Source organism: Mesorhizobium xinjiangense (assembly GCF_009749525.1).
GTDB classification, from domain to species: domain Bacteria; phylum Pseudomonadota; class Alphaproteobacteria; order Rhizobiales; family Rhizobiaceae; genus Mangrovimarina; species Mangrovimarina xinjiangensis.
In genome coordinates, this window is the sequence record NZ_WOAC01000011.1 from 83,782 (window position 1) to 109,094 (window position 25,313).

At 61.0% G+C, this 25,313-nt stretch carries 27 protein-coding genes and 1 pseudogene; 14 read left to right on the forward strand and 14 right to left on the reverse strand.

Annotated features, from left to right (window positions below; all coding sequences use genetic code 11):
• Positions 1 to 11 precede the first annotated feature (11 nt).
• The 6 genes from GM909_RS13065 to GM909_RS13090 form a co-directional block, all read right to left on the reverse strand.
• A complete protein-coding gene (locus tag GM909_RS13065) occupies positions 12 to 758 on the reverse strand; it encodes a ferredoxin reductase (RefSeq protein ID WP_157016828.1) in 747 nt (248 codons plus the stop codon).
• Complete coding sequence (locus tag GM909_RS13070) at positions 751 to 1,356, reverse strand: sulfite oxidase-like oxidoreductase (RefSeq protein WP_157016829.1); 606 nt, start codon at positions 1,354 to 1,356, stop codon at positions 751 to 753. The genes GM909_RS13065 and GM909_RS13070 overlap by 8 nt, the downstream gene beginning before the upstream one ends.
• Before the next feature lie 131 nt (positions 1,357 to 1,487).
• Positions 1,488 to 2,054: a DUF1003 domain-containing protein gene (locus GM909_RS13075; protein ID WP_157016830.1), complete on the reverse strand. Its 567-nt coding sequence runs from the start codon at positions 2,052 to 2,054 to the stop codon at positions 1,488 to 1,490.
• A gap of 6 nt (positions 2,055 to 2,060) precedes the next feature.
• Positions 2,061 to 2,660 carry an NAD(P)H:quinone oxidoreductase gene (wrbA, locus tag GM909_RS13080; protein ID WP_157016831.1) on the reverse strand — a complete coding sequence of 200 codons (600 nt, stop codon included), beginning with the start codon at positions 2,658 to 2,660 and terminating at the stop codon, positions 2,061 to 2,063.
• A gap of 197 nt (positions 2,661 to 2,857) precedes the next feature.
• Complete coding sequence (locus tag GM909_RS13085) at positions 2,858 to 3,739, reverse strand: LysR family transcriptional regulator (protein WP_157016832.1); 882 nt, start codon at positions 3,737 to 3,739, stop codon at positions 2,858 to 2,860.
• A 166-nt stretch (positions 3,740 to 3,905) separates the two neighbouring features.
• Entirely contained in the window at positions 3,906 to 4,361 is a 456-nt protein-coding gene (locus GM909_RS13090; protein WP_157016833.1) for a carboxymuconolactone decarboxylase family protein, read from the reverse strand.
• 154 nt (positions 4,362 to 4,515) lie between these two features.
• Between GM909_RS13090 and pdxR the strand changes: the two genes are divergently transcribed.
• The 5 genes and pseudogenes from pdxR to GM909_RS13115 all read left to right on the forward strand — a co-directional run bounded on the left by pdxR (position 4,516) and on the right by GM909_RS13115 (position 8,783).
• A complete protein-coding gene (pdxR, locus tag GM909_RS13095; RefSeq protein WP_157016900.1) occupies positions 4,516 to 5,925 on the forward strand; it encodes a MocR-like pyridoxine biosynthesis transcription factor PdxR in 1,410 nt (469 codons plus the stop codon).
• A 415-nt stretch (positions 5,926 to 6,340) separates the two neighbouring features.
• Positions 6,341 to 6,682, forward strand: a complete 342-nt coding sequence (locus GM909_RS13100; RefSeq protein ID WP_157016834.1) for a hypothetical protein — start codon at positions 6,341 to 6,343, stop codon at positions 6,680 to 6,682.
• 296 nt (positions 6,683 to 6,978) lie between these two features.
• Positions 6,979 to 7,137, forward strand: a pseudogene (locus GM909_RS13105) (GMC oxidoreductase); the annotation flags it as partial.
• A gap of 191 nt (positions 7,138 to 7,328) precedes the next feature.
• Positions 7,329 to 7,994: a peroxiredoxin-like family protein gene (locus GM909_RS13110; protein WP_198174236.1), complete on the forward strand. Its 666-nt coding sequence runs from the start codon at positions 7,329 to 7,331 to the stop codon at positions 7,992 to 7,994.
• A gap of 60 nt (positions 7,995 to 8,054) precedes the next feature.
• Positions 8,055 to 8,783, forward strand: a complete 729-nt coding sequence (locus GM909_RS13115; protein ID WP_157016837.1) for a helix-turn-helix transcriptional regulator — start codon at positions 8,055 to 8,057, stop codon at positions 8,781 to 8,783.
• Here GM909_RS13115 and GM909_RS13120 read toward each other — a convergent pair.
• A complete protein-coding gene (locus GM909_RS13120) occupies positions 8,752 to 9,108 on the reverse strand; it encodes a transcriptional repressor TraM (RefSeq protein ID WP_157016838.1) in 357 nt (118 codons plus the stop codon). The genes GM909_RS13115 and GM909_RS13120 overlap by 32 nt on opposite strands.
• A gap of 673 nt (positions 9,109 to 9,781) precedes the next feature.
• Here GM909_RS13120 and GM909_RS13125 point away from each other — a divergent pair.
• The 3 genes from GM909_RS13125 (at position 9,782) to GM909_RS13135 (ending at position 11,645) form a co-directional block, all read left to right on the forward strand.
• Positions 9,782 to 10,312, forward strand: coding sequence for a DUF1993 domain-containing protein (locus GM909_RS13125; RefSeq protein WP_198174237.1), 531 nt, complete (start codon positions 9,782 to 9,784; stop codon positions 10,310 to 10,312).
• A gap of 49 nt (positions 10,313 to 10,361) precedes the next feature.
• Positions 10,362 to 10,889, forward strand: a complete 528-nt coding sequence (locus GM909_RS13130) for a hypothetical protein (RefSeq protein ID WP_198174238.1) — start codon at positions 10,362 to 10,364, stop codon at positions 10,887 to 10,889.
• A 366-nt stretch (positions 10,890 to 11,255) separates the two neighbouring features.
• Positions 11,256 to 11,645 (forward strand): SPW repeat domain-containing protein, encoded by a 390-nt coding sequence (locus tag GM909_RS13135; RefSeq protein WP_157016841.1) that lies wholly within the window; start codon positions 11,256 to 11,258, stop codon positions 11,643 to 11,645.
• A 118-nt stretch (positions 11,646 to 11,763) separates the two neighbouring features.
• Here the strand turns inward: GM909_RS13135 and GM909_RS13140 are convergent, their stop codons facing one another.
• The 4 genes from GM909_RS13140 to traA are packed head-to-tail and all read right to left on the reverse strand — an operon-like array spanning position 11,764 to position 17,657.
• Positions 11,764 to 12,381: a lysozyme family protein gene (locus tag GM909_RS13140; RefSeq protein ID WP_157016842.1), complete on the reverse strand. Its 618-nt coding sequence runs from the start codon at positions 12,379 to 12,381 to the stop codon at positions 11,764 to 11,766.
• An 11-nt stretch (positions 12,382 to 12,392) separates the two neighbouring features.
• Positions 12,393 to 13,628, reverse strand: a complete 1,236-nt coding sequence (locus GM909_RS13145) for a conjugal transfer protein TraB (RefSeq protein ID WP_157016843.1) — start codon at positions 13,626 to 13,628, stop codon at positions 12,393 to 12,395.
• The gene (gene traF / locus GM909_RS13150; protein WP_407941293.1) at positions 13,549 to 14,082 is read right to left on the reverse strand and encodes a conjugative transfer signal peptidase TraF; all 534 of its coding nucleotides are present in this window, start codon (positions 14,080 to 14,082) and stop codon (positions 13,549 to 13,551) included. Before traF ends, GM909_RS13145 begins: the two co-directional genes overlap by 80 nt.
• On the reverse strand, positions 14,079 to 17,657 hold the full coding sequence (gene traA, locus GM909_RS13155; RefSeq protein ID WP_157016844.1) for a Ti-type conjugative transfer relaxase TraA: 3,579 nt from the start codon (positions 17,655 to 17,657) through the stop codon (positions 14,079 to 14,081). The genes traF and traA overlap by 4 nt, the downstream gene beginning before the upstream one ends.
• A 255-nt stretch (positions 17,658 to 17,912) precedes the next feature.
• Here traA and traC point away from each other — a divergent pair, with 255 nt between their 5' ends.
• The 5 genes from traC to GM909_RS13180 are packed head-to-tail and all read left to right on the forward strand — an operon-like array spanning position 17,913 to position 22,034.
• Complete coding sequence (traC, locus tag GM909_RS13160; RefSeq protein ID WP_157016845.1) at positions 17,913 to 18,176, forward strand: conjugal transfer protein TraC; 264 nt, start codon at positions 17,913 to 17,915, stop codon at positions 18,174 to 18,176.
• Between the two features lie 4 nt (positions 18,177 to 18,180).
• Entirely contained in the window at positions 18,181 to 18,396 is a 216-nt protein-coding gene (traD, locus tag GM909_RS13165; protein WP_157016846.1) for a conjugal transfer protein TraD, read from the forward strand.
• Positions 18,383 to 20,308: a Ti-type conjugative transfer system protein TraG gene (gene traG, locus GM909_RS13170; protein ID WP_157016847.1), complete on the forward strand. Its 1,926-nt coding sequence runs from the start codon at positions 18,383 to 18,385 to the stop codon at positions 20,306 to 20,308. The genes traD and traG overlap by 14 nt, the downstream gene beginning before the upstream one ends.
• A complete protein-coding gene (locus GM909_RS13175) occupies positions 20,305 to 20,838 on the forward strand; it encodes a thermonuclease family protein (RefSeq protein WP_157016848.1) in 534 nt (177 codons plus the stop codon). Before traG ends, GM909_RS13175 begins: the two co-directional genes overlap by 4 nt.
• Positions 20,835 to 22,034, forward strand: a complete 1,200-nt coding sequence (locus tag GM909_RS13180; RefSeq protein WP_157016849.1) for a DUF1173 domain-containing protein — start codon at positions 20,835 to 20,837, stop codon at positions 22,032 to 22,034. The genes GM909_RS13175 and GM909_RS13180 overlap by 4 nt, the downstream gene beginning before the upstream one ends.
• Positions 22,035 to 22,273: 239 nt before the next feature.
• Here GM909_RS13180 and GM909_RS13185 read toward each other — a convergent pair whose 3' ends face one another.
• The 3 genes from GM909_RS13185 to GM909_RS13195 all read right to left on the reverse strand — a co-directional run bounded on the left by GM909_RS13185 (position 22,274) and on the right by GM909_RS13195 (position 24,429).
• Complete coding sequence (locus GM909_RS13185) at positions 22,274 to 22,654, reverse strand: hypothetical protein (protein WP_157016850.1); 381 nt, start codon at positions 22,652 to 22,654, stop codon at positions 22,274 to 22,276.
• Between the two features lie 446 nt (positions 22,655 to 23,100).
• A complete protein-coding gene (locus GM909_RS13190) occupies positions 23,101 to 23,646 on the reverse strand; it encodes a hypothetical protein (protein ID WP_157016851.1) in 546 nt (181 codons plus the stop codon).
• Between the two features lie 312 nt (positions 23,647 to 23,958).
• Positions 23,959 to 24,429, reverse strand: a complete 471-nt coding sequence (locus GM909_RS13195) for a hypothetical protein (RefSeq protein WP_157016852.1) — start codon at positions 24,427 to 24,429, stop codon at positions 23,959 to 23,961.
• Positions 24,430 to 24,993: 564 nt separating this feature from the next.
• On the opposite strand from GM909_RS13195, the gene GM909_RS13200 reads away from it, so the two are divergent.
• Positions 24,994 to 25,236: a WGR domain-containing protein gene (locus GM909_RS13200; RefSeq protein WP_157016853.1), complete on the forward strand. Its 243-nt coding sequence runs from the start codon at positions 24,994 to 24,996 to the stop codon at positions 25,234 to 25,236.
• Positions 25,237 to 25,313: the final 77 nt, after the last annotated feature.

Consider the following 25,313-nt stretch of genomic DNA (forward strand, 5'->3'; position numbering starts at 1 on the left):
CCTGGGCGCCATCAACCGCCATATCGTTCGGTCTTGATAATCGAGGCGTCCAGTCCCGCCAGTAGCGCACCATCGGCCGCGATATTGACGAAGGGGTTTGATCCGCAGGCAAAAACGTGCTCCGGCACACGCGGAAGCCGGCCAATAACGTCAGCGACCATATCGCTGTCGATGCGCCGTCCAAAATCAGTGGTGCGCTTTGGGCTTTCACGAGTAATCGCGAGCGCCAACTCGAAGTTGGGGTCGGCCGTCTCCAATGACAGCAACTCATCGCGGAACAACACGTCACGCTCGGTCCGCGATGACAGAAGCAGAGCAGTCGGCACAGTCTGCGCCAGATCGCGGCGGTGTCGGAGCATAGCCATCAGCGGAACGACGCCGGAGCCCGCTCCGATCAACAGAACCGGTGCGGTTGGGCGTTCCGGCCACAGAAAATGGCCGCCGATCGGGCCGCGAAGTTCGATCTCGTCACCCACAGCTGCAACGTCATGGAAGAACGGCGAGACTTCACCATCCGCGAGGCGTTCGATCGCAAGCTCGATCACATGCGAGTCACTCGGCGCCGACGCGATCGAATAGCTCCGCATTGCGACGTAGCCATCCGGAGCAGTCAGTCGCACATCGGCGTGTTGACCGGCCATATATATGAATGGCTTGCTCAGCCGCAGGAAGTAGCTATTGATACTGGGCGTCTGCTCAACGATCTCGGTAATCGTGCATGTCTGCCAAACCGCCGATCGTGTGCTCTCCTCAGTCATTCGTGTATCGCTGCTCACGCCACGGGTCACCATATTTGTGATATCCGCGAAGTTCCCAGAAGCCCGGCTCGTCGCGCTCGGTGAATTGAAGTCCGTTGATCCACTTGGCGGACTTCCAGAAATAAAGATGCGGGACGAGTAGCCGCGCTGGCCCACCATGGTCGCGCGGAAGAGGCTGTCCTTCGTAATTTATAGCGACCATGGCCTTTCCCGAAGCGAGATCTGCAAGGGGAACGTTCGTTGAGTAGCCATCGAAGCAATGAGCGAGCATGAAATCAGTGGGGCGTTCCACACCGGCATCTGCGAGAATGTCGTCGATGATCACGCCTTCCCAGGCGGTATTCAGTTTTGACCAGGTCGTGACGCAATGAATGTCTCTCGTCATCTTGGTCTTGGGCAGCGCGTTGAATTCGCTCCAGTTCCAGACCTTGACGGGCCTCGGCCCGATCTTGAGGGTAAACTTCCAATCGGCTGTCTCGATGCGCGGCGTTGGTCCGGCTGTGAGGACAGGCCAGTGATCAACAACGTGCTGGCCTGGCGGGATCCGATCGGCCTCGTCACCTCCCGGACTACGTCCGAAAAAACCTCTGGTGACCATGGTGGACTCCTTTGCGACGTGTTTGAGTTCAGCGGTTCTAACTGTATTCGTGACTGCCACTGGTGCAGAACGAGACCTGTTGCAGAGCAAGTGGCGCCTGCGATTGCGGGCGCAACAGCTGAAACATCGGGCTACGCGGTGCCATCCGGTCGGTCCAACGTTCTGGTGAAATCCGAGCTGCCCGATTTCCTCGACTGCACGAGCAAATCGGTTAGCGAGCTAACGGCCTCGGAGAGCTGCAACACCTCTTGGGCCCGAAGCTCGTCAATCTTCTCGTGGAGCAGTTCGATTTCGAGCTCCGCCTTCAGGTTGATCTTATAGTCATTCTGCGCCGCCATGCGGTCAATGTCTTGTTGCCTGTTCTGGCTCATCACGATGATCGGCGCGGCATAGGCCGCTTGAAATGAGAGCGCCAGATTCAACAAAATGAATGGATACGGATCCCAGCTTTTCGCCACGCCGATGAGATTGATCGAAACCCATCCGACGAGGACAATGGTCTGGAAAATGATAAACTTCCAGGAGCCCATGACGCTTGCGACCAAGTCCGCCACGCGTTGACCGGCTGAAAGTGCCTCCATTGGATCAGGCATATCGGTCGGATGAAGCCGCAATGAGCGACGGAGCCGTCGCAACTCGGCGAGCAACTCACGCTCGGTCGGCTCCATGTCATCGATTTCAGGGTTCGCAATTTCCATGGGACTCTAGCCGTAGAGCGTGGCTGCAACCTCTGCGATCCTCCGACCTTGATAACGCGCTCCGGCAAGCTCGCTTTCGCTTACCTCGCGCTTGCCGTCAGGACCAGCAACGGTCGTGGCGCCATACGGAGCGCCGCCCGTGATCTCGTCGACTTTGCTTTGGCCTGCAAAGCCGTAGTCGAGCCCTACGACCGTCATCCCCATATGGAAGAGGTTGGTGATGATCGCCAACAGCGTCAGTTCCTGGCCGCCGTGCTGCGTAGCAGATGAAGAGAAAGCGCCGCCCACTTTTCCATGCAGGGCACCTCTCGCCCACAGGCCGCCGGCTTGATCGAGGAAGCTTGCCATCTGGGACGAGATGCGCCCAAATCGAGTGCCCGTACCCACGACGATGGCGTCGTAGTTCGGTAGATCCTCAATCTTGGCCACAGGTGCGCTCTGATCGAGTTTGTATCCGGAAGCCTTGGCTACTTCCTCAGGCACGAGTTCGGGGACGCGTTTGACGTCGACGCTCGCGCCTGCAGCGGCCGCTCCAGCCGCAATCTCATGCGCCAGCGTCTCCACGTGCCCGTAAGAAGAGTAATAAAGGACGAGTACCTTGGCCACGATTGAGCCCCTATCGTTTGATTATTGTCCCACACAGCTGAACTCATACGCAGATCGGTCACGAAACGACGTAAGCGTCTGATTCTTTTATTTAAATCAACGCCACACAGAGCCCAGAAGGTAGTTTTGGAACGTAAATCCGGTGAACGTTCGGGTAAAGCTATCGTATCGATAACCGGTCGGAATGCCGAAGAAAGTCAGCCTCGAAGCTGCTCAATCAGGAAGTCCGTGAACGCGCGTGCCGCAGGCTTGATGATCTTGCCGCTGAGGAACAAAGCGTTGACTTCCATCGAGCCGAAGCCCCAGTCGGACAGAACGCGAACCAGGGTGCCGCCTTCCAACTCAGCTTTCGCGCTATTGAAGGCCGTGGCAACGATGCCCATCCCAGCCTCGGCCGCGGCAATCGCCCCCTCGTTGATTGTCACGGTCAACTGGCTTTTCACACGAACGGATGCAACGCGCCCGTCCTTGCTGAACGAGAACGTCGGTGAGAGATGGGCCGGACCGAGGATCACCGCGTGCTGAGCAAGGTCTGACGGCATATGGGGAGTGCCGTGCTCCGCGAGATAACTCGGAGCGGCTGCAAGAACCCGTGGATCGTCCAATAATTTCCGCGCCGTGGCGCTCGAGTCCGGCAGACTTCCGAACCGGAAGGCGACGTCGATGCCTTCGGTTACAAGATCCTGATACCGATCGTTCGATAGCAGCTCGACCCGGAGCTCAGGATGCGCGGACAGAAACTTCGGCAGCCTGGGTATGATTTCTCGAAGCACAAAGCTCGACGAAGTCCCGACACGGAGCGCTCCTCGCAGCTCGCCGGTTCCGCGCGCCTCGTGGTCCGCCTCATCCAGCGCCGACAGAATCGCTTCCACCCGCGTCAGATAGGTCGCGCCAGCGTCAGTTAGCGTGACCGCGCGGGTTGTCCGGCTGAACAGCGTCGCGCCGACTTCAGCCTCCAAAGCGGCAATAAGGCGTGATGCGGAGGGCTGGGAGAGACCGAGTTCACGACCCGCGCTCGAAAAGTTGCCTATACGACCTGCCCGGGCGAACAATTTCAGCGCTGTAAGTCGATCGTTCATCGCTACTCTATTTGCATACTGTTTTCCGGCAGGTTTCCGGCTATATAAATGCCACCTCTCGCTACCAAAGATAATACCTGCATAACGAGACTGTGTCTCTCATTTTTTGAGAGGATGTGCGGCACCGTGGCGCTGCCCCTTTGGACAACGTTCGACGCCGCGGGCATTAGTCTTTGAGCGCCGCCTGTGGGGTATTGCGAAAACTGATCGCCATCCGGTTGTAAGTGTTCATTAAGCTGATCGCGATCGTCAGGTCGACGAGCTCCCGCTCGCTGAAGACCTCTCGTACGCCTTCATAAGCTTCATCCGGCACACCGGTGTCAGCCACGCGCGTCACCGTTTCTGCCCATGCGAGAGCGGCACGCTCACGTTCGTCGAAGAGGTTGCCAGCTTCTGCCCACGCCTGCACCAGCGCGATCTTCTCCATTTTCTCGCCCTTTTTCAGGAGGTCGCGCGTGTGCATGTCCAGACAAAAGGCGCAGTTGTTTATCTGCGAGACGCGCAAATAGACCAGATCGACCAAAACCGGGGGGAGGGTGCTCTGCATGATGTATCCGTAGACCCCACCGAGAGCTTTAGCTCCAGCCGGCGCTATCTGGTTGTAGTCGAGACGCTTGCTCATGTGATTTGGCTCCGTAGGCCGGTTGTTCGACAGGGGTAGTAAGGAGATGTCGACGCTATCGGCAACGGATGCCGCGAGCAGCCACCTAGAAATGCCCCACATCTGGTTCCAAAAAAAGCACCAAGAACAGACAAAGATCGTGTACTACGGGGGCATGAATCAACCACTGAAACTGGAGCTCGACCGATCTGCGAAGACGCCGCTGGCCGAGCAGATTCGAAAGGGCATCAGCACCGCAATCGAAGCCGGCGTGCTCGTTCCAGGCGCGCGCCTGCCCTCATGGCTGGACCTGGCATCCCAGCTTGGCGTGTCCCGCGGTACGGTGAAATCAGCCTACGAAAAACTATCGGCAGCTCAGCTCATCGTTGCATCGCGCGCCGCCGGAACCCATGTCGCGGATCGCCCAACCAACATCGCTCCGACGGAACCGCCGCCCGACCCCGGCTCCTTCCTAGAGAGATATCTGGAGATGACGGCAGGGCCGGCCATTTTCCAGATGGGCGTACCCGCACACGAAAGATTTCCCGCGACGCTGATCGCAAGGATCCGCTCGCACGCGATCCGCGCGGAATCGGCCGCACCGCCGATCTACCCCGACCCGCGCGGTGAGCTGGAACTACGACGTGAGATTGCAGCATATCTCGCCGTTGCACGCGGGCTCGAATGTTCGCCCTCTCAGGTCATGATCACCGCCGGATACAGCAGTGGGCTCGGATTGGCATTGCGGACACTCGGTCTCGAAGGGCGCAAGGTCTGGATGGAAGATCCGGGTTTTCCCTTCAGCCGCCGCGGGCTGGAGCTTGCTAGAATGTCGCTCGTCCCGATCCCGGTCGACGCGGCAGGCATCGATGTCGATTATGGCATCCGCAAGGCCCCCGATGCTGCCCTGGTTGTCGTCACACCAGGTCAGCAGGCGCCGCTCGGTTTCACGCTGTCCCTGACGCGACGATTGCGACTTCTGGATTGGGCGACAAGGAATGAAAGCTGGGTAATCGAAGACGACTACCTGAGCGAATTACAGCTCAATGGTCGCGCCGCTCCGGCACTCGCGTCCCTCGATCGGAGCGGACGCGTCATTCACATCGGGTCTTTCAGCAAAACCATCAGTCCAGCTCTGCGTCTTGGTTTCCTCGTCGCACCTCCTGCGGTAGCGACCCGCTTTGCGGAAGTCGCCGCATGCCTTGCGCCACCGCCTGGTCCCTCGGTTCAACTCGCGATCGCCGAGTTCATGCGCGAAGGCCATTACTTGCGGCATTTACGGCGCACGAAGCGCGTTTATGCAGGCAAACGTGACGCTTTGCTACGCAACCTCCACCCCGAAGGCGAGAAGGTTTCGGTCGCGGGCCTGACGGCGTTGCTGCGCTTACCGGCCAGAACACGAGACATTGTTATAGCGCGAGAAACGCTCGCGTTCGGCATGGGGCCGAGCCCATTATCCGCTTGGTATGCCTCACCAGAGATTGCACCATCCGGCTTACTGCTGGGCATCGCGACCACGCCTGAACGACAGCTCGAACAGTCCTGCGAACGGTTGATGGGGATCATCAAACGCTTCACGTCATGATCCGAAAACTTCCAAAGCATCCTTTATTTCTGCCGCCCCAGCTGCCCTCGAGTCCTGAACGCCACGCGATCATTGCCCCGCTCATAATGCAAACGTTGCGGCGGTACTTGATGGCAGCGTCGAAGTGGCCCCAGCCGCTGCAAGCATCACGCTGTCGCACATGCAGCAATAACGATCGTCCAGCGGCTCTATGAACGAGGCGCCGGTCGTTCAGTTCACGTATCGACCGCGTTTCCCTTCTTTGTCGTCGGCCAATTACCAGTCGCTATGGAAACGATACCTGACACTAAATTGAATGCGGGGACTCATCCTGCAAAAGTGACAAACTCGCGAGACCAATTCCCTCGAGCTGTGCTTGGCATTCTGGGATTGGCGGACGAGCGCCTGACGGACACACATTCGAATGGAGGAGGAGATGGTCACTACAGAATCATCCGCTGTTAGCGACGGCGACCGAATCGATCCAGCCCACATCGCCGCCGCACTGACGCGAGCACAATTTACCTACGCCGACGGCGCAACGCAGGTGTTCACTTCCGACGGGCGCACCGTTTACACCGAGAACGGGACACAGTCGTCTGGAGAATGGAAAGTGGACGATGACGGGCGGTTCCAGTCGTTCTGGCCGCCGTCGTATTACGCTACCTACGATGTTTCATGGATCGCCGGTCCTGATGGCGACGCCGTCGGGATCAGATTCGCCGACGCGAATCGAGGGACGACATTCGACGGTCGATACACGCCGGGGCTCACCTGAGCTCCCGGTTTCTCGTCCGCTAGTAAAGGCGGGCATGACCTTCGCTATGACGACCATCAAGGGCGACTTGAAGGTGCGGGCACAGTTGCGCGCTCGACAACGAGCGTGCCATCGAGGTTGCATGGGTTGCCGAGGGGCGCTTCGGATATGCTGTCGCGTCTGCCTCGCGGCCATGCGTATGTCTAGGCCTCGCTGGCGCCGTATTCGAGGAAGAATTGGATCCTGGCCCCGCACGTTCATTCAAACGCGGACACAGGCGAATGGGTAAAAGCGTGGCGTGACAACGGTGCGGTACCCCGGTCGGAACGTGCCGGATGGGTCAGGATGCTGAAGCGGCAGTTGACGCGAGACTTAGGGTCCGCTGGATCGACGTCCTCCCTGTGATTGGCGCCTCGATCATGCCCAATATCACCAGCGGCAATACCAACACCCAGACCCATGGCGCTCGCGCGTAATGGCACGACGATGTTGGTTGAGGGTCTACTCTAGAGTCAGGAAGCCTGACCTCCTCCTGCGGAGCGCGGTCGGTCATTCATGATCCGGGTGAATAACTTTAAGTTGTCGCCAGCGGCTACTGCGATCGGACCGAATGGATCATTCTCTTATGCAGGCTAGCCCGACTAGCGACGGCAACGAAAGAGGAAGAATGCCACGACACGACCAATCCTCTGCAGAACACAGCCTGCCAAACTCGATGAGGATCAGCGAAATTAAGGCTCGTGCATTGCGCGAAGCCGCCGAGTACCTGATCGCGTCGCGACAGGCGGAGCGGGCCTTGTCGGCGGGGAGCCACGCGCCAGCATTCCGGCTCCGCGATCAAGATGGCGTCGAGGTGTCGTCAGAGCTCCTGTTACGACGTGGCCCGATTCTATTGACATTCTACGGGGGGAGCTGGTGTCCCGCATGCGCGTTCGACCTGGAAGCGCTTGAGAAGATGCAGTCAGCCGTCGTCGCCCGTGGTGCTTCGTTAGTGTGCGTATCGCAGCAGACGCCGGCGGAGAACCGACGCGCTCGAGCGATCGCCGGCGTGACGTTTCCGATCCTTGGCGATACGAGAGGGAAGGTGGCGTCTCAGTTCGGCGTGCGCTGGCGCATCCCTGAACTCCTGCGCGACCTGCACAGAGCGGGTGGCGTCGACTTGCCGACCTTCAATGGCGAAGACAGCTGGACCCTGCCAATTCCGGCGCGGTTCGTTGTCGGCAGCAATGGTATCATCGAGTATTCGGAGGTCGACCCGGACCAGACGCGCCGATCGGATCCGCGTGATATGCTTCCTGTGCTCGATCAACTGTCGCGACCGCGGGCTGCCTAGGAGGCCATCGGACTCCAAATAGACGAGAGGATCTGCAAACGCTCAGGGGAGGGGGCTTTGATGGGGGCGAACGAGCCAGCGCGATATCTGGACGAGCACGTCGACGGTCTTGTCGACGCGCTTGAGCTTGTTCAGGAACCGGTGGCGATCCGGCAGGCGCTACAGCAATTCGCAAAGACCGCCGGATTCGATCGATTTGCATACGGGCACATCCAGGGCACCGACACGCGCATCTTCTCGAACTACCCCGAGGAGTGGCTCCAGCGATACCTTGCTGAGGGCTACGTCGCGATCGACCCCACGATCGCCCACGCAAAACGGGCGCTACGACCGTTTGTGTGGTCGGGAGCCGACATGATGCGCCACGGCGGTGAGGTCCGTAGGATCGCGGGGGAGGCGGCCGAGTTCGGCATCAAGTCGGGATTCACGATCCCGATCAGGACAGGCTTCGGGCGCATAGCGCTCCTCTCCCTCGCTTCGGAGAGAACGAAGCCCGACTGCGTAGCGATAAGGGACGAAACCCACGCAGCGACCGCGATCGCCTACGTTCACATCAATCTCCTACGTAGACGGGATGACACGTTGCAGACCGCAGACGTTGCGCTCTCGCCCCGAGAGGTCACGTGCCTCAACTGGGCCTCAATAGGCAAGACCCAAGCTGAGATCGCGCGACTCACGCGCCTTTCTGAAAAGACAGTGCGCTTCTACCTGGAGCAGGCGCGGGTCAAGCTTGGGGCGAGCAACACGACGCACGCGGTCATGATAGCAGCGGCCCGTCGTCTGATCTGACCGCCGGCTCGCCGTCATCGGGCAGGTCAGGGACCCCGCCGAGCTTTTCAACGAGCACGGCTACGATTGCCATCTGGACGCGGTTGTCGAGTGCCGCCTTCATGTAGAGGGACTTCAATTCGCTCGCGTTTTGCTCGCCTGCGCTTTCCGCAGCGTTCCATTCTTCATAGGCATCCTGGGCCGCCTGCAGGCGCATGCGATGCTCCTTGATCGACAAGACCGCAAGACTCTCTAATTCGCCGCGATCCAGCCGATCGACGAGGTCGGCCACGGCCGACGACAAGTCTTCAACTTCTTGACTAAACGTTGCGCGATCGATTCCCATCTCAACCCCAGCAGGTCGGTCCACGGTGCGCCCCCGTAGACATCAATCCTGTGTACCCAAGCCGGGGGGTAGAAAACCGTATTCACACGGTCCTGCGACCTTTAGCACCGAGGCACCTGGACATACGTCGCAGGCCCCCGGCCGTTGGCCAGAGGATTTCGGTGCCGAAACGGCCGACACCAACCGGTGAATAGGGGTCTCTACTCCCCAAGGCAGCGCGTACTGCCCTGGCGACATTCATAGTGGCTGTTTAACACCAAAGCTAGATGACAACTGTAGGGTCCCCGGCAAAAGCGGTACTAGGCCGCCGGCGGACGACTGTTCAGTTGCTCGCGGCTACTATCCGTCGGGACCGCCATTCACGATGTGCATTTCGCTACAGGTCGTTCCAACTCAGGTTCCAGATAAGTCGATTCCTAGTCGGGCGTCAGCCAGGGTCGTCGGCGACGCCGCAACGGTCGGGTTGCACGACGGGACGGAACACCACAGCGCGTCGGCCGGCGAACTGGGGACATGTTGATGCATCGAGCCCTGTGCCGCACGCTCGTTTTTCGCCGTTTGACGTGACATGACGGCTTCGCGAACATCTTTGCTGCGTTATCGTAACGATGCGCCTCAGGCATGGCATTTAGACGTATTACTCCCTAGTCCACTGCCGTCGCGGGAGGTTGCCTTGTCCTTTTCAGTCTACGAAATAACGGTGCCGGCCATGCTGCATGGCCTGAGGGTGCTCGACGACTACCTCGATCACGCGCAAGCACTCGAGCGCACCAAGGGCCTAACACCGGGAGCGGTGCTCCAGGCGAGGCTCGCATCGGACATGCTGTCTTTCGGGGAGCAGTCCAGCATTTCTTGCAACAAGGTCGAGGCCCACATGTCCAAGCTCATGCAGCGCGACCCACCAACTCCGGCTAGACCTGCGATGGTGTACCCGGCGCTTAAGGGCCGCCTGCTGGAAACTCGCGGTTTCCTTCAGGCGATTGAGCCGAACATGCTCAACGGCGCCCAGACCCACACCTATGACATAACGCCGACGATCGCGCATGGTTGGTATGGCGGCGACGACTACATTCGGCACCTCGTAGTGCCGGATTTCTTCTTTCACATCTCGATCGCGCACGCGATCCTTCGACACTTGGGCGCCCCGGTCGGGAAGCGTGACTATCTCGGGAATCTCAGCCAGCAGAGTGGCGGATACTCGTGACAGCCGCGGTTCGCAACGCGCCGCCATATAACACCTGAAAGGTCGATCAATGGTTGGGGAAGCCAGACAAATCACGGGAGCGATGCAAACCGAGGAGCAATTCGAGGCCGCGGTAGCGCAACTCGAGACTTCTGGCATTGATCGCGCCCAAATCAGTTTGCTTGCGCAAGAGGACGTCGCGTTGTCCTGCGCCAAGGCAGTCGGGTGTGATCTTGCCAACCTCCCACGCGTCGAGATCGAACTTGCCGATGACCGGCAGCAGGTGCGTACTCTATTGACCTCGCTCGCAGCGACGGTGGCGTCATTTGCGGGGGTAGGCGCAGCGTTGGCTGCAAGCGGCGGCGCGGCTGCACCTGCGCTTATAGCGGCGCTGGCGTCTGCTGGTGGCGCGGGTGGCCTGACTGCCTTGTTCGGCCGCCATCGTGAGACTGAGAACCAAGATTGGGCACGCCAACAGATACTTCAGGGCGGAATTCTGGTGATCGTAAATCCCGCCAATGCAGAGCAAACCGAAGCCGCGAGCGAGATCCTTCAGCGCCACTGCGGACGAAACGTGGTGTTCTCGACGCCCCTTTGAATTCGGCGCCAGGGCAAATAAGGCACCGCCGCCATGCAAGTGACTGGCGCGGACGACGAAAGATGAGATTGAACAAAGCCAAGGTGCGGTTGTGCGGTGAGGCGCTTCCCCTGCCAGGGTATCTGGAATTCAGCCGCAATGGGACCTGCATTTCTGCGCTTCAAGTAGAATGGAAACGATAATGAGCGGTCATTTCTAAAGCGGCACGCACGGCGGTATTTTTCCATTGCACCTCACCGACAGGGCTTGATGAAAGAGAGACAAAGAGTACGGTTCTGTCGCTTCCGAGCGCGAACCGGACGAGGAGCTCTTGACCCGGTGTGGCAACACAACCTTGAACTCAACCGAGCTATCGGGAGCACAGCCATGCCATTCCGTTTTATTACTAAATCGATCCACGCCTACCTCATCGACTATCCGGTCGCCGTCGTTCTGATGGTCGCGCCGTTCCTGCTAAATCTCGGCCAGAGTGGACCCATCGCGATTTGGCTCTCCGTCGTGACCGGGGTCGCGGCACTGTTGCTCCCGATCCTCACCGACCACCCCACCGGGCTTCTGCGGATTATCCCATACTCGATGCACCTTTGGGTCGATCGCGCCGTTGGCATTGTCTTCCTCATCGCTCCTTTCGTATTCGGCTTTTCGGGGCTCGACGCCTGGTACTACTGGGTGCTCGCGGTTGCCGTCCTGCTCGTCACTTCCGTGTTCAACGCACCGGCGGATCAAGACCGCCTCGACATGCAAGCCGCCGGGTAGCTCAACCAGTACGGAGTGCCGTCTATTCGGCACTCCGGGTGGTCATCGCTTCGAACTGCGACAGATGATTGATTGGGCAAGAACACCCGCTGCCAGTTCGACGCGGAGGCTCGCGGGACTACCTCTCACCGGTCAACCCTGAGATATCGACGCGAATTCCAGCTTGGTTTGGATCATCCCCCATCCCGTCGCCGCCGGAAGCCTCGCCGATATCAGGGGTGGGACTTTCCTGTTCATCCGTGTGCTCGGCAGGCTGCGCGCGGTCGGCGGCTTCATCATCCGTTGGCAATGGGCCCGGATCCTCCTCGCCAAACACATATCGTCCCTCGAACATGCCCGTCTGCCACGCCTTGAGCGCTTCAGTGAAGACCTCTGCGCTCGTTTCGCCATGGGCATGGGCGACGATCCGATAGACCTTGCCAAACAAGGTCGACCCCATCTGGATATTTCCGCAGGCATCCAACAGGTCGCTGTTGAGCTCGGAGGCGTCGGTAATTCCGTGCCCGGCTGGGTACTGCGTGATGCCGACCCTGACAACTGCCTGCCCCAGATAGTGTGCGATCAGGCGGAGAGCTGCATCCGGTGTCTGAGGAGCTTCGGGCAAGATGACGCGATTGCCCGAGGTAATCCTGACTGCAAGGGGATTGTCCGAACCGACCTCAGAGATGAAGCGCTCGACAATGCCGATTTCCACGCCGGGGTCGGCACACTGTTGAATCAAGGCAAGCTCGAACATAGATCGCTCCACTAAGTATTGAAGGCCGTGACCAAAGGAAGATTGAAAAGGCGTGCCCAGGCGATCGCGGACGCACGCTGGATCGCAACGATCGTGGTGTCGGCGGTCCACCAGCCATTGCCAGTGGCCACGATCACGTCCGGCCCATAAAAGAGCGATTGCAGCACCGGCCAGACAAGAAGCTGCTCGTAGCAGATCAGCGGCGCCAGGCGTCGACCTCCGAATGTGGCAATCGGATTATCGAAGAAATGGGCGTGTGCGCCGCCGCTCTGACCGGACAGGTCCCGCCAGGGCTGCCACATCGAGACCGGCACCGGCATTCTCTCCCTGTACAGGACATCCGCGCCACTGCTCGATATGCCGAGCATGACGTTGTCATAGCCCCGACCGTCCACGACGATTGCGCCGGCGTTGACCTCGACGTCAAGGCCGGCAAGCCGGTCGCGCCAGAGGTTCCGGACGGTCGACGTCCACATCCCAGCGGCTCCTTCGGGGAGGACGACAACCGCATTGCCTGCGCGCGCGGCCGCTGTGACGGATGCGATCGTCTCAAGGTGCTGCGCATATCCGGCGAACTCGTCTCGCGCTCCACCGAAATGCGAATCTATACCGACCCAGCCATTTGGCGGAACTGGTGGCGTCCACGTCGCGATCGACCAGATCCACAACCCGGCGAGGATTGGGGTAAGGACCAGCCTGATCCTCGTCGTCATCGCGAGCAGACCGATAGCGGCGGCCGCAAGGCCCCACCATCCCCAACCCGGAAACAGCACGCCGGCAGCGGTGACCGGATGCGCCCAGCCGACGATCCCGAACGGCGGCACGCTCATGAGGATCGCGGCCAGACCGTAGCGTAGGGCTTTCGCAATTCCCGGGCGCGCGGTCCACATGATCCCATGAACGAGGACAAAGGTGGCCGCCGCGCCGAACCAGAGGGCGATACCGGCCCCAAAGCCGCTTCCGTAGAAATTGACCACGCCTTGCGGGAGACCGCGTGATGCGGCGAGGAAATATCCCGCCGCAACCATGATCGCGCCAAGCCGAGACGGCGCTAAGGCCCAAAGCGCGGAGAACAGGACGGCGAGCGGGAGCAGACGCGGTTCACCGCTCCAAGCCACGGCGCCAACGCCAGCAGCTAGAAAGGGAAGCGCAATGAGCTTCGTCGTGTCACCGGTCAAACGTGAAGACCGGATGTGCCAGGCCAAGGAGCCCGGAAGCGGGGATCGGCCCGAAATATCTCGAGTCATAGGAACCTGCAAAATCGGAGTGAAGGAACAAGGCGCCGGTCGGCACGAAACCGCCGGAATAGGGAGCAAGGGCCCGGCCAGCCGCATCGACGGCGTGAACATCGGAGTGCGGAAGAGCCGTGCCATCGATCGTGACGCTACCGGCGATATCGACGCTCTGGCCGGAGAGCGCTACCACGGTCTTGATGAGTGGGCTCATGCCCCCTTCGCACGTTCCCGGCCTCACATAACCGCGCTCGACGCCAAGTGCGAACGCCGGGGTGCGGGGCGGACAGATGAAGATCACATCGCCGACCGCGACCGGACGGGTCAAAGCCTCGATTCGCCAGAGTCCAAGCGGATAGCTAGGTGTCAAATTAAGTCGAAAGCCCGCGCCGTAGGCGACGACCGACGTCACCGGCGGGATAAGGACGATTGCGGCGATGACGGCCGTTCGGATCCTCCTGATGGTCACTTCAGTGCCTCGGATTGGCGCTGCGACTGGCGAAGGGCCTCGGTGTCCTTGAGAGCCTGCGTCGTGCGCTCATGCGCGGCAAGTTGCTGACCGGCGCGCATTGTCGGCCATGCCGACGCCAGCCTTTCCCGCTCACCCGGCGCCATGCCGAATGCCTGTTTTTCGAATGTCGAACCAGTCGCATCTTTGGCGGAGTTGGAAAGCAGGGTGCGTTCGCCGAACCGTTCAGACACAGCTTTGTTGAAGGCATCGATCTCCGCTTTGACCATCTTGTCTGCCAATGCGAAGCCGAGCGCGGCGGGCAGATCATTGCGATCGATCGCATCGCGCACGCGTTCGAACACCTGTCGGGCATTCGAGGAAAGCGCCGGAATATCGACGGAGATCTTGAGGCGACGCGCGCGTTCCTCGGCCTGGTGCTTATGTTCGGCTTCGGCCCGCTGGCGGAGGTAGCTGTCAAGGTTTCGGGCAAGCGCCGATGTGTTAAGCTTCGCGGTCTCGCGATCCTGCTTATCGGCACGGCTCGCGAGCAAGCCAGTCTTGCCCTTCAACGCGCCGAAGCTCTCTGGATCATTTGCGATCTTCGCGGTCGTGGACTTGGCAAGCGCCGCATCCTTTACCATTGCGTCGACATTGACGGCGGCGAAGGCAGCTTCCGGTTGGGCGTAGACCAGATGGAAGCGGGTGGAGACCTCTTCCCATTGCGTCTTGAGGGCAGGATCGGCGGCGAGCCTATCCTCCACCGCCTGCTCAATGGATTTCGGGAAGATGGTGACGCCAGCTACCATGGGTCTAGCCTCCTTGATTTCGCTGGATTGGGATTGTTGGTGCGCGCCGGAAAACAGCCCGAGCCGCCCGGCAATCGCGCGCAGGCGGGTCCCGAATTCGGCTAGCTTCTGTTTTTGGCGAATGGTCCAGGCGAGCCGGTCGCGCGCCATAGTACGCGCAACGGCCATGAGATTGAGCCCGCGGATTTCGGCAAAGCGAAGAGCGGCGCGATAGAGGGACGTCTTCTCGTAATCGAGCGTGGTTTCTTTTGAGCCGTCACGCGACAGACGTTCGGCAACCCGCGACAGAGCCAGCTCGCGGATGTCGACGACCTCCCAGGAATGGCGCTGTACCGTCTGTCCGCCTGGAAGCACGACCGGCTCCGAACCTTTATGCTCGAGACCGATGCGATCACCGATACTGGGCGCGGCCTTTGTCATTGCGCGCTCGAGATCGACGCCCCAGATCGTGTTTTGCTGGCCCTCGCCGTTTTCGAGGGTCACAAAATAGCTGTCGCGGTTTTGCGGCTTGTTCTCATAGGGTGCTACACCGTGACCGACGAGAATGCCGCCCGTTCTGGTGAAGTCGTTGAGAGCGACATAGAGCCGGGCATCGTGCCGATGGCGGGTCAGTGCCACATAGGTGAGATGACGGTCGAGCGAGCGCGAGGCGAGGACCTTTACGCTGTCGACTGTAGCGCCCTGTGATTTGTGAATTGTTGTGGCGTAGCCATGATCGACATTGCTGTAGAAGCGCTGCTCGACCGTGATCTCACGACGATCATCGCCGACGCCGATCTGCGCTATGATGCGGCCCAGCGAAGCGTCGACCACTTTCGCCAGCATGCCATTCTTGACGCCGAGCGATCCCTCGTTCTTGAGGAACATGATCTGGTCGCCGACTGCAAAGTTGCGGACTCCGTCCTCGGTCCGGAAGGCAAAGCCTTCGCCGACAACACCGCGCTCGACCAGCTTCTCGCGTGCCATCTCGTTGAGTGCTCGCACGTCGCGACGCATATGCGCAAGGATGAGCGCGGTCCGCTCCGGGTCGTAATCGCGGTTCCAGTCCGCGATGAGGGATTGGACGGCTTCATCCCGCGTCCATTCTCCCCGCACCATGCCGGCATTGTCGTAGGAATCGAGTGCTGCGCCGATATTGCCGCGGGCGAGATCGGTCGACGCCTTGCGCATCCATCCTTCCCGCTGGCGGTAGATAATCCCGAGTTCGGCGTAGCCGATGCGATCGGCAATGGCGCGGAAAGCCGCACCTGCATCGATCGGCTGGAGCTGGTCGGGATCACCAACGAGGACGAGCTTGGCGCGTGCCTTCGTCACCGCCTCGACGAATAGCGCCATCTGCCGCGAAGACACCATGCCGGCTTCATCGAGCACGAACACGGTCTTGTCGTCGAGCAGGTCCCGATCCTGTTGCCACCGCAGCTCCCACGACGAGAGCGTGTGGGAGGCAATTCCCGCTTCCTTCTCCAACCCTTCGGCCGCCTTGCCAGCCAGTGCGCCACCGACAACCCGATAGCCGGAGGCTTCCCATGCCTCGCGGGCGGCTTTCATCATGGTCGTCTTTCCGGCGCCTGCTCGGCCAACGATCGCGGCGATGCGAGCGCCTCTGGTGGCATGCTCGATGGCCGAACGCTGCTCTTCCGACAGGCGCTCATGGCGCGCAAAGGTCTTTTCCAGCACGGCGTTGGGTACGCCATGCGACGAACGTCGGGAGAGCCAGACCGCTCTTGCCGCCATTCCGGCTTCAAGCTGGATCAGCTCGCGCGTCGTGAACTTCGCCGGCGCCCGCTGTCCGCTGGCGAACGAGATGTGCTCTCGCTCCAACCGCAGCAATTCGGGGCTTTGTAGGACGCGCGCAAGCAGGCTCTGGAAGAAACCCGCATCGTCGACATAACGGTGCAGGATCTTCGCCACGTCGCGCTCATCGAACACGCTCTTCTCTCGCGTGATGAGATCCAGAACCAGTTCCGGATTCTGCCGAATGCGGCGGGCATTCTCCGCGCGTCGCTCCTCCAGAAGCTCGATCCGTTCAAGCTCGAGCCTCCCGCCGCCGGATTGCGCCTTGCGCTCCATCGCCTTGGCGCCAACACCAAGATGGATAGTCGGGACGAGGTCGATGCCCTGCTTCTCATATGAGCGGCCATCGACGCGCAGAGCGATTCCGTTGATCGCAAGATGATGGTTCAGCCGTTCGAACCACGCGTCTCGAAAGGTGTTGAAATCCTTTGTGCCACCAGCCCAGAGTTCATATTGGATTTTGCCGGCTTTCGTTCGGAGCAGCTGGCCGTCAGGACCGATCACCCCAATCTTCTTTGGCCCGAACCCATCTTCCGTCAGTGGGCGCAGGGTCATCATCAAATGGACATGCGGGTTGCCGGGATTGTCATGATAGACCCAATCCGCGACCATGCCCCTCGCAAGAATCTGGTTCGCCACGAAATCCCGCACCAAAGCGATGTTCTGCTCGACCGAGAGTTCGAGCGGCAGGGCGATGGTCACGTCCTTGGCGAGCTGGGAATCGGCGCGTTTCTCGAAGGCCTCAACCTTGTTCCAGAACGCCTCGGATGCTCCGGCGACCGACCTGTCGTCGATCATCGTCCTGATCCAGTCGGGGGCGTCCGACGGGATCACAAACTCTTCGTGCAGCAGACCCGCTTTACGCGAGTAGTCGATTGTCCGCGCTTCGCGCTCGTACTCCATGCGCGCACAATGCCGGTAGGCCGCCGACAGCACAGCGCTGCGCCCGTCGCCGCGGCTGACGATGCTGGCGGAGAAATGCGCAATGGCCACGGCAGTACCGCTCCCTCTTCCGGTTGAAACCAATTGTTCCGAAGGGATCTGACGGTCGTTCCAGGGCCGCAACGCAAACACGTCGCGCCAGCGACGTATAATTGCGCCCTTGGAGGCATTCCTTCGGAACGCCGGGATCATCTCAAGAAGCGTCGGCTTCGCCGACCCCGCATATATGCCGGGTCGCGCTACGCGCGATCCCGGGCAATTCTTGTTTCTGCCAACAGGCAGTCGAACGGAAAGGGAGCCACCGGAATGAAAAAACCGTCCTCGAAAATCCGCGAGGAAATCGCCCGCCTGCAGGAGCAGCTCAAAGCCGCCGAGACACGCGAGGCCGAGCGCATCGGACGTCTGGCCCTCAAGGCCGGTCTCGGCGACATCGACGTGGAGGAGGGTGATCTGATATCCGCGCTCGAGGAGATTGCCGGCAAATTTCGCAAGGGCAGCGCCCGGCAGGGAAAGCCGGCGGCCTCGCCGGTCGCGTCTGGCGCGACTGCGCGGTCGCCTGGGGAAGCTTGAGCGCATGCGACAAGCCAGCCAGACCGAAGCGCGCCGGAAGGATGCCAGGGAGAAAATCCAGCTCGGCGGCCTGATTGCCAAGGCGGGTTTGCGATATGAGAAGCGTGCGCTGCTGCTCGGGCTTCTGATCGACGGCGCCAGCCGGATCAGAGCCGACGAACGCGAGCGGGCGCGACTGCTGACAATCGGCGAAAAGGCGTTCGCGCATGACCCCGACTAGGATCGCCCTGCTTGCCTCGCCGTGTATCATCATGGTCTGCGTGGTCATTTCGCTCACTGGCATCGAGCAATGGATGGCGAGCCTGGGGAAGTCGCCGCAGGCGCAGATCATGCTCGGCCGGATCGGGATTGCTCTGCCCTACGTGTCGGCGGCAGGAACCGGGATTATCTTCCTCTTTGCTGCAAAAGGCGCGGCCGCAATTCGCTATGCGGGTGTTGGAGTTCTGATCGGCACGCTCGCGGTCGTGATAGTCGCCGTGGTCCAGGAAGCGCTTCGGTTGAGCTCGTTCGCCGGCGCGTTGCCGGTAGGTAGCACCATTGCATCCTATATCGATCCGGCGACAGCCATGGGCGCGACAATCGCGTCAGTCGCCGGCGTCTTTGCACTGCGGGTCGCGCTTCGCGGCAATGCCGCCTTTGCCCCATCGAGCCCGCGCCGCGTGCGCGGCAAGCGTGCGGTTCACGGCGAAGCTGAATGGATGGAGCTCAACGCCGCCAAACACCTCTTCCCCGACGTTGGCGGCATCGTCGTCGGGGAGGCTTATCGCGTCGACAAGGATGTCGTCGCCGATCGCGGGTTTCGCGCGGACGATCCTGATACGTGGGGCGCGGGTGGCAGATCTCCGCTGCTTTGCTTCGACGCGTCGTTCGGTTCCACGCATGGGTTGGCGTTCGCCGGTTCGGGCGGTTTCAAGACGACATCCGTAACGGTTCCGACTGCGCTCAAATGGGGCGGCGGCCTGGTCGCCCTCGATCCCTCCAATGAGGTCGCGCCTATGGTCATCGAGCATCGGCGCAAAGCCGGACGAGACGTGTTCGTCCTCGATCCGAAGAACCCGACGACCGGGGTGAACGTCCTCGACTGGATCGGCCGCTTCGGCGGCACCAAGGAAGAGGATGTGGTGGCGGTCGCCAACTGGGTGGTTACCGACACGGGCCGGTCGACATCAATCCGAGACGACTTCTTTCGGGCGTCGGCGCTTCAGCTCATCACCGCGCTGATCGCCGATGTCTGCCTGTCCGGCCATACGGAAAAAGAAAACCAGCATCTGCGTCAGATGCGCGCCAACCTGTCGGAACCCGAGCCGAAGCTGCGCGAGCGATTGCAGCAGATCTACGACAATTCAGCATCGGGTTTCGTGAAGGAGAACGTCGCGCCGTTCATCGCCATGACCCCGGAAACCTTCTCCGGCGTCTATGCCAATGCGGTCAAGGAAACCCACTGGTTGAGCTATCCGAACTATGCCGCGCTGGTGTCGGGCTCGAGCTTTTCGACCGACGACATCGCCGAGGGCAAGACCGACATCTTCGTCCAGCTCGACCTCAAGACGCTTGAGACCCATCCGGGTCTCGCACGCACCATTGTCGGGGCGCTGCTCAATGCGATCTACAATCGGAACGGAGAGGTGAATGGCCGAACTCTGTTCCTTCTCGATGAGGTGGCGCGGCTAGGCTATCTGCGCATTCTCGAAACCGCACGGGACGCCGGACGAAAGTACGGTATCAGCCTTGTGCTGTTGTTCCAGTCGATTGGCCAGATGCGCGAAACCTATGGCGGCCGAGACGCCACCTCCAAATGGTTCGAAAGCGCATCATGGGTGTCGTTCGCGGCCATCAACGACCCGGAAACGGCGGACTATATCTCGCGCCGTTGCGGCAACACCACGGTTGAGGTCGACCAGCTCAGTCGATCGTCGCAGATGTCGGGGTCATCGCGGACACGGTCGAAGCAACTGGTATCCCGGCCTCTGATCCTGCCCGAGGAGGTGCTGCGAATGCGCGGTGACGAACAGATCGTGTTCACAGCCGGCAATGCGCCGCTGCGCTGCGGACGCGCGATCTGGTTCCGACGCGACGATATGAAGGCAGTCACCGGCAAGAACCGATTCCACCGGGAGAAAGAGGAGTCATGAGCGCGAGAACGCTTGTGCTGTCCGCCCTTGGCCTTTGCCTTGTTGGTGTCGGATTTGTGCTGACCAGCGATCAGTTCGGCAGACGGGCTGTGCCCGCACAGCTGGAAGCGCACATACCGGTATCCTTCGAGCCGCCAATGCGTGATCAGCACCGGGCGGAGTTTACAATCTGCTCTGGTCCGGTTCGCGCCAATTGCGTCGTCGATGGCGACACCTTTTGGTTCAAGGGCACGAAGATCCGCGTTGCGGATATCGACGCGCCCGAGATTTCCGAGCCGGACTGTGCGGGGGAGGCACAGGCCGGGGAAATGGCGAAGACGCGCCTGCTCGATCTGCTCAATGCCGGCAGGTTCCGATTGATCAGCAGCTGGCGAGACCAGGACAGCTACGGCCGCAAGCTGCGGATCGTGGCGCGCGAAGACATCTCGCTCGGCGAGATGTTGGTGCGCGAGGGTCTGGCCCGTCCCTGGGGCGGGCCAGACTTCGGCTGGTGCAACGGACCGGCATCGACCGCCGGAGTTCGGCAATGAGCCGTCGCATCCGCATAGGCGCCACCGATATCGCATTCGACCCCGCGGCGCCCGAGGAGTTGCTCGCCGGCGCATTCGCGCGCCACGAGCACCCGCTTTGCCTGTGCTCTCCAGGAGGCGTGGCGATGTATATCGCGCGTTCGGGCGATCGGCATATCCTGAAGCGAATGCCAGGGACCGGGCCGCAGCACGATGTCGATTGCGATTCCTATGAGCCGCCTTCCGAATTGTCCGGACTGGTGTCGGTGGAAGGTGAGGCGATCATCGAGAATGTCGAGGATGGCACGACTGCGCTGAAGCTCGGCTTCAGCCTATCGAAGCTATCCGGCCGCGCAGCGCCTGGTGTCGGCGAAGGCTCCCAGCCGAGCGAAGCAAAGACCGACGGCGTGAAGCTGTCGCTGAAGGCAATGCTGCATTACCTTTGGGATCGCGCGGGCTTCAATCGCTGGCGCCCGGCAATGTCCGGACGGCGCAACTGGGCGGTGCTGCGAAAGTTCCTTCTCGATGCCGCGGCTACGTCGATAGCGAAGGGACAGCCGCTTGCCCACTCTCTTTATATACCGGAGATGTTCGACGCGAAACGCGAGGATGCGATCATGCGTCGCCGCGCCGAGTTCCTGAGCAAGGCGATCCATTCAAACCGCAACCGCCGTTCGCTGGCGATCCTGATCGGCGAAGTGAAGGAGATCGCACCGTCGCGCATTGGTGCGAAGCTCGTGGTGAAGCACGCGCCGCGGTTCCCCTTCATGCTCGCCGAAGACATCAAGCACCGCATGAGGAAAGCATTCGCCAACGAGCTGGCGCTGTGGGACGCCAATCAGGACTCGCATCTGGTCGCCGTCGCCACCTTCGGCGTCGGCGCGGCCGGTGTCGCGACGGTCGAAGCGATCGCCCTGATGGCGGTCAACGAGAACTGGATTCCGATCGAGACCAGCTATGAGGCGATGTTGATCGAGCGGCTAACAAAGAGCGGCGCGGGTTTCGTGAAGTCGCTGCGCTACAACCTGCCACCGGCCCAGCCGATGGCGAGCCTCGTCGTGACGCAAGCCGGCGGGGACACGACGGCCCTCTATCTGATGCCGGACGATGCCGATGCCGCGTTTCGCGAGAGGCTCGACGAGCTGATCGGCGAAAGCGACATGCCAGCGTGGGTGTGGGATATCGCGAACGGCCCGATGCCGAACCTGCCGTCCTGAGTGGTGGCCGAAGGCCTTCCGGGAGAGGGATAGGGGTTTGGGGAAAGGGTGGAGGGAACCGTCCCCTTTCCCCATTGGGAGGGGGTTTGAGGGAGGGGCTTGCCCTTCCCTCATGGGGCGAGTTTGAGAGGGGCGGCTTGCCCCCCTTTCACAGCCAGGCCGGCCGGTCGAACCGGCTGGTCTGGCTCCCAACGTCAGGCAAAGGCGAGAAGCGGCATCCGCCGCCTCTCGCCTGAACCTCAGTCGCCGTCAGGTCCCCACAGCGGATTGAAGGCCGGATCCTCGATGCGGCTGTCGTTCGGCAGGCCCAGCTCGCGGATGACCGCCATGATCGGAGAGTTGCCGATGTGGGTGCGACGTTGCGCGACAAGGATGCTGACCGCCGTTTCGTTGGCCTCGATGGCCCGGATGGCATCCTCCATGTCGTCGAGAGGGCCGAGATTTTCAACAGGCTCGTAATCGCCATAGTCCTCGTCCCACTTGCCTGCGATATACATCGGCGCATTTTCCAGTCGCTTCGCGGCCTGCTCCGCCTCGCGGATCATCCGGAAGCCCAGTTTGCGCTGCCTCCAGTATTCCGCGCTGCCTCCATCGATTGAGATGATTTTCCGGTGGGTCATATGAAGTCTCCTTTCGTCTTTCTGACGGAAGGGGCCCGCACCGTAGCCGCGAGGGGTCAGGGATCGCAAAGCGACCGCCAGCGGCGGCGAGCGGGGGAGCCGAAATGCGACAGCATTTTGGGGGGACCGCTCGTCCTTGACGCCGGAGTGGCGGGTGCAAAATGCCATGTCAGAGAGAGATAGCCCGCGGCCCCGACCAGGGGCCGCGTCCGTATAGATGGGGAAGGTCTGGAAGGGGGTGGACCACCCCTTTCCAGGGGTGGGGGAGTTGGAGGGGGCGGGGCTTGCCCTGCCCCTTCCGGGGAGAGTTTGAGAGGGCGGCTTCCCCCTCTCATAGAGGACTGCGGGCCGGTCGATCCGGTTCGATGTCCTGCACACCGTATCCGCCAGAGCAGAAGCATCGGGAAAGAAAAGGGAAGGCGACAGCGCCGCCTCCCCGGTAGCCGTTACCACGGGATTTCGGCGTCTGGGTCGAAAGCCGGCATCGTCTTCGTCGCCTCGGGATTGCGCGGCCTTGGCTTGTAGATGACCATGTCGTAGGTGAACGCTATTCCGCACTCGATCTCGATGTCATCGAGAATGGCGGGCAGACCGCACAAGCGTTCTCGGGGGATATCGATGACGCGCGGAATTTCGTCAGCGAACTCGGTTTTCCCAGTGACGGGATGTCGAAACGAACCATCGGGTTCCGAGCGATTCCATCCACCTACCTCGAGAGGTTGGCAATCGTACCAGTTGCGCTCCGTTGCATTCTGGCGTTGAAGCAGATGGTAGATGAGGTCATCCTGCTCATCTGGATCGGTTTCGCATGTGGCTTGGCATGCGAGGTGGATCAATTCGGCCAGCTCCGCGCGGAAACCGTCGAGGACGGCGATGACGTAATCATGGGTCTCCCGTGCGAAATCGCTGTCGCAACCGAAGCGGTTGGCCCGCACGAGGAGCTTGAAGCCAGCGAGCTTCACAATGAGGTTGAGCGCTTGCGAGGAATTCATAGGAAAGTCTCCTTTCGTTTCTAATGGAAGGTGCCCGCACCGTAGGCGCGAGGGGTCAGGGATCGCGTGAGCGACCGGCGGAGCCGGCGAGTGGGGGAGCCGAAATGCGCAAGAATTTTGGGGGGGACCGCGATGTCCTTGACGCCGCAGTGGCGGGTGCACACTGGGACGTCAGAGGTAGATCAGCCCGCGGCCCGCCAGGGGACGCGACCGCATCCGGCGACTAGCCGGCAATAGCGCTGCCCGATATGCGAGATCGAATTCAGGAAGGCGACCAAAGCCGCCTCCCCGAGCGTCGGACAGGGGGGTCTCCTACGCCGCAGCGTTGCGCTTGACCCGCGCGGCAATGAAACGCACGCCGATCTCGCGCTCGATTTCGGCGAAGATTTCATCAAGGCCGTCGAGCTCGGACGCCGGGACCAGAGTGTGATCCAGCGTCACGCCGCAGACGATGCCAGGCTCGTCTCCGTGAACAAGGACGCTGATCTCTTCGAGAACGGAGAACGGCCCTTCGTTGATCCAGCGCTGATCGCAGCACGGGCGCTCGAAGTAGAGGTCGAACAGGAATGCGTCCGACTCCGACTTGTGCCGGTTTGCGTCCAGCTCGATCCACATCGGAAGCTCGCTCTCTATATCGATACGCATTTCATCGAGCATCTCCAGAAGCCTGACATGCATGGCCCGGGAAAACTCCGTCCTGCACTGATCGAGTCGGACAAGGACTTCGTGGCGGATCGCTTCGACGCTGCCGAGACGCGAGTATGGATTGAAGATGTTTGTCATCATGAACTCCTTTCGTCTTTCTGACGGCAAGGAGCCCACGCTGTAGACCAGAGGGGTCAATGACCGCGGAACGCGGCCGTCCCGCGGCAAGCGGAGGTGCCCATTTTCTGGAGGCGCCCGCCAGGGTGTCGGCAGAAAATTGGAGGTGCCGCGCCGTCATTGACGCCGGATGGGCTGGCGTACACTAGGACGTTCAGAGGAAGACCCGCGCCCAAAGGGCGCGGTCCGTATCCGGTGACCAGCCGGCTCTGTACCATCCCATACGCCACGCGGACCTTGCCCGTTTTTCTGTGCCCTCGAGGCGCTGCGCGAGGATCGTCACCGAATGGCAGAGACCGCTTGCGGGCTTCGTAAGCGCCGCCTTGCGTCGCGAGTAGAGCCGTTCGCTCCCCGAGCGGCGGCGCCCAATCCCTCCGGTCGAAAATCATCGTACTGGCACGACACCACCATGCTGTAGGGAACAGCAACTGCCCCCAAGGGGCCATCACTGAAATGAATCGGTCATGCCCGAGCGATTCACGAAATGCGTTGGACGCCGCTTCCAAAGGAAGCGAGACTCCAGCCATGGAGAACGAAGAGACAGGTCCGGTTCATCTTCGCCGCATCGATCCGTCGCAGAATATGCGCCGATTCTATACGCTGGCCATCCAGCCGACATTGTTCGGTGGCGCGTCCGTCATCCGCAACTGGGGCCGGATCGGCACGAACGGCCAGTCCATGATGGAAACCTTCGATCAGGCCGAAGAGGCGGGGGCGACTATGGCTAAGCTGGAACGAACCAAGCGGCGGCGCGGCTATCGGGATTGAGCCGGCTCAGGAAGAGCAGATGCCGAAACCGCCTTGAACCCATGAATTCCGGCCGTTTTCGGTGGATTTTCGCAGAT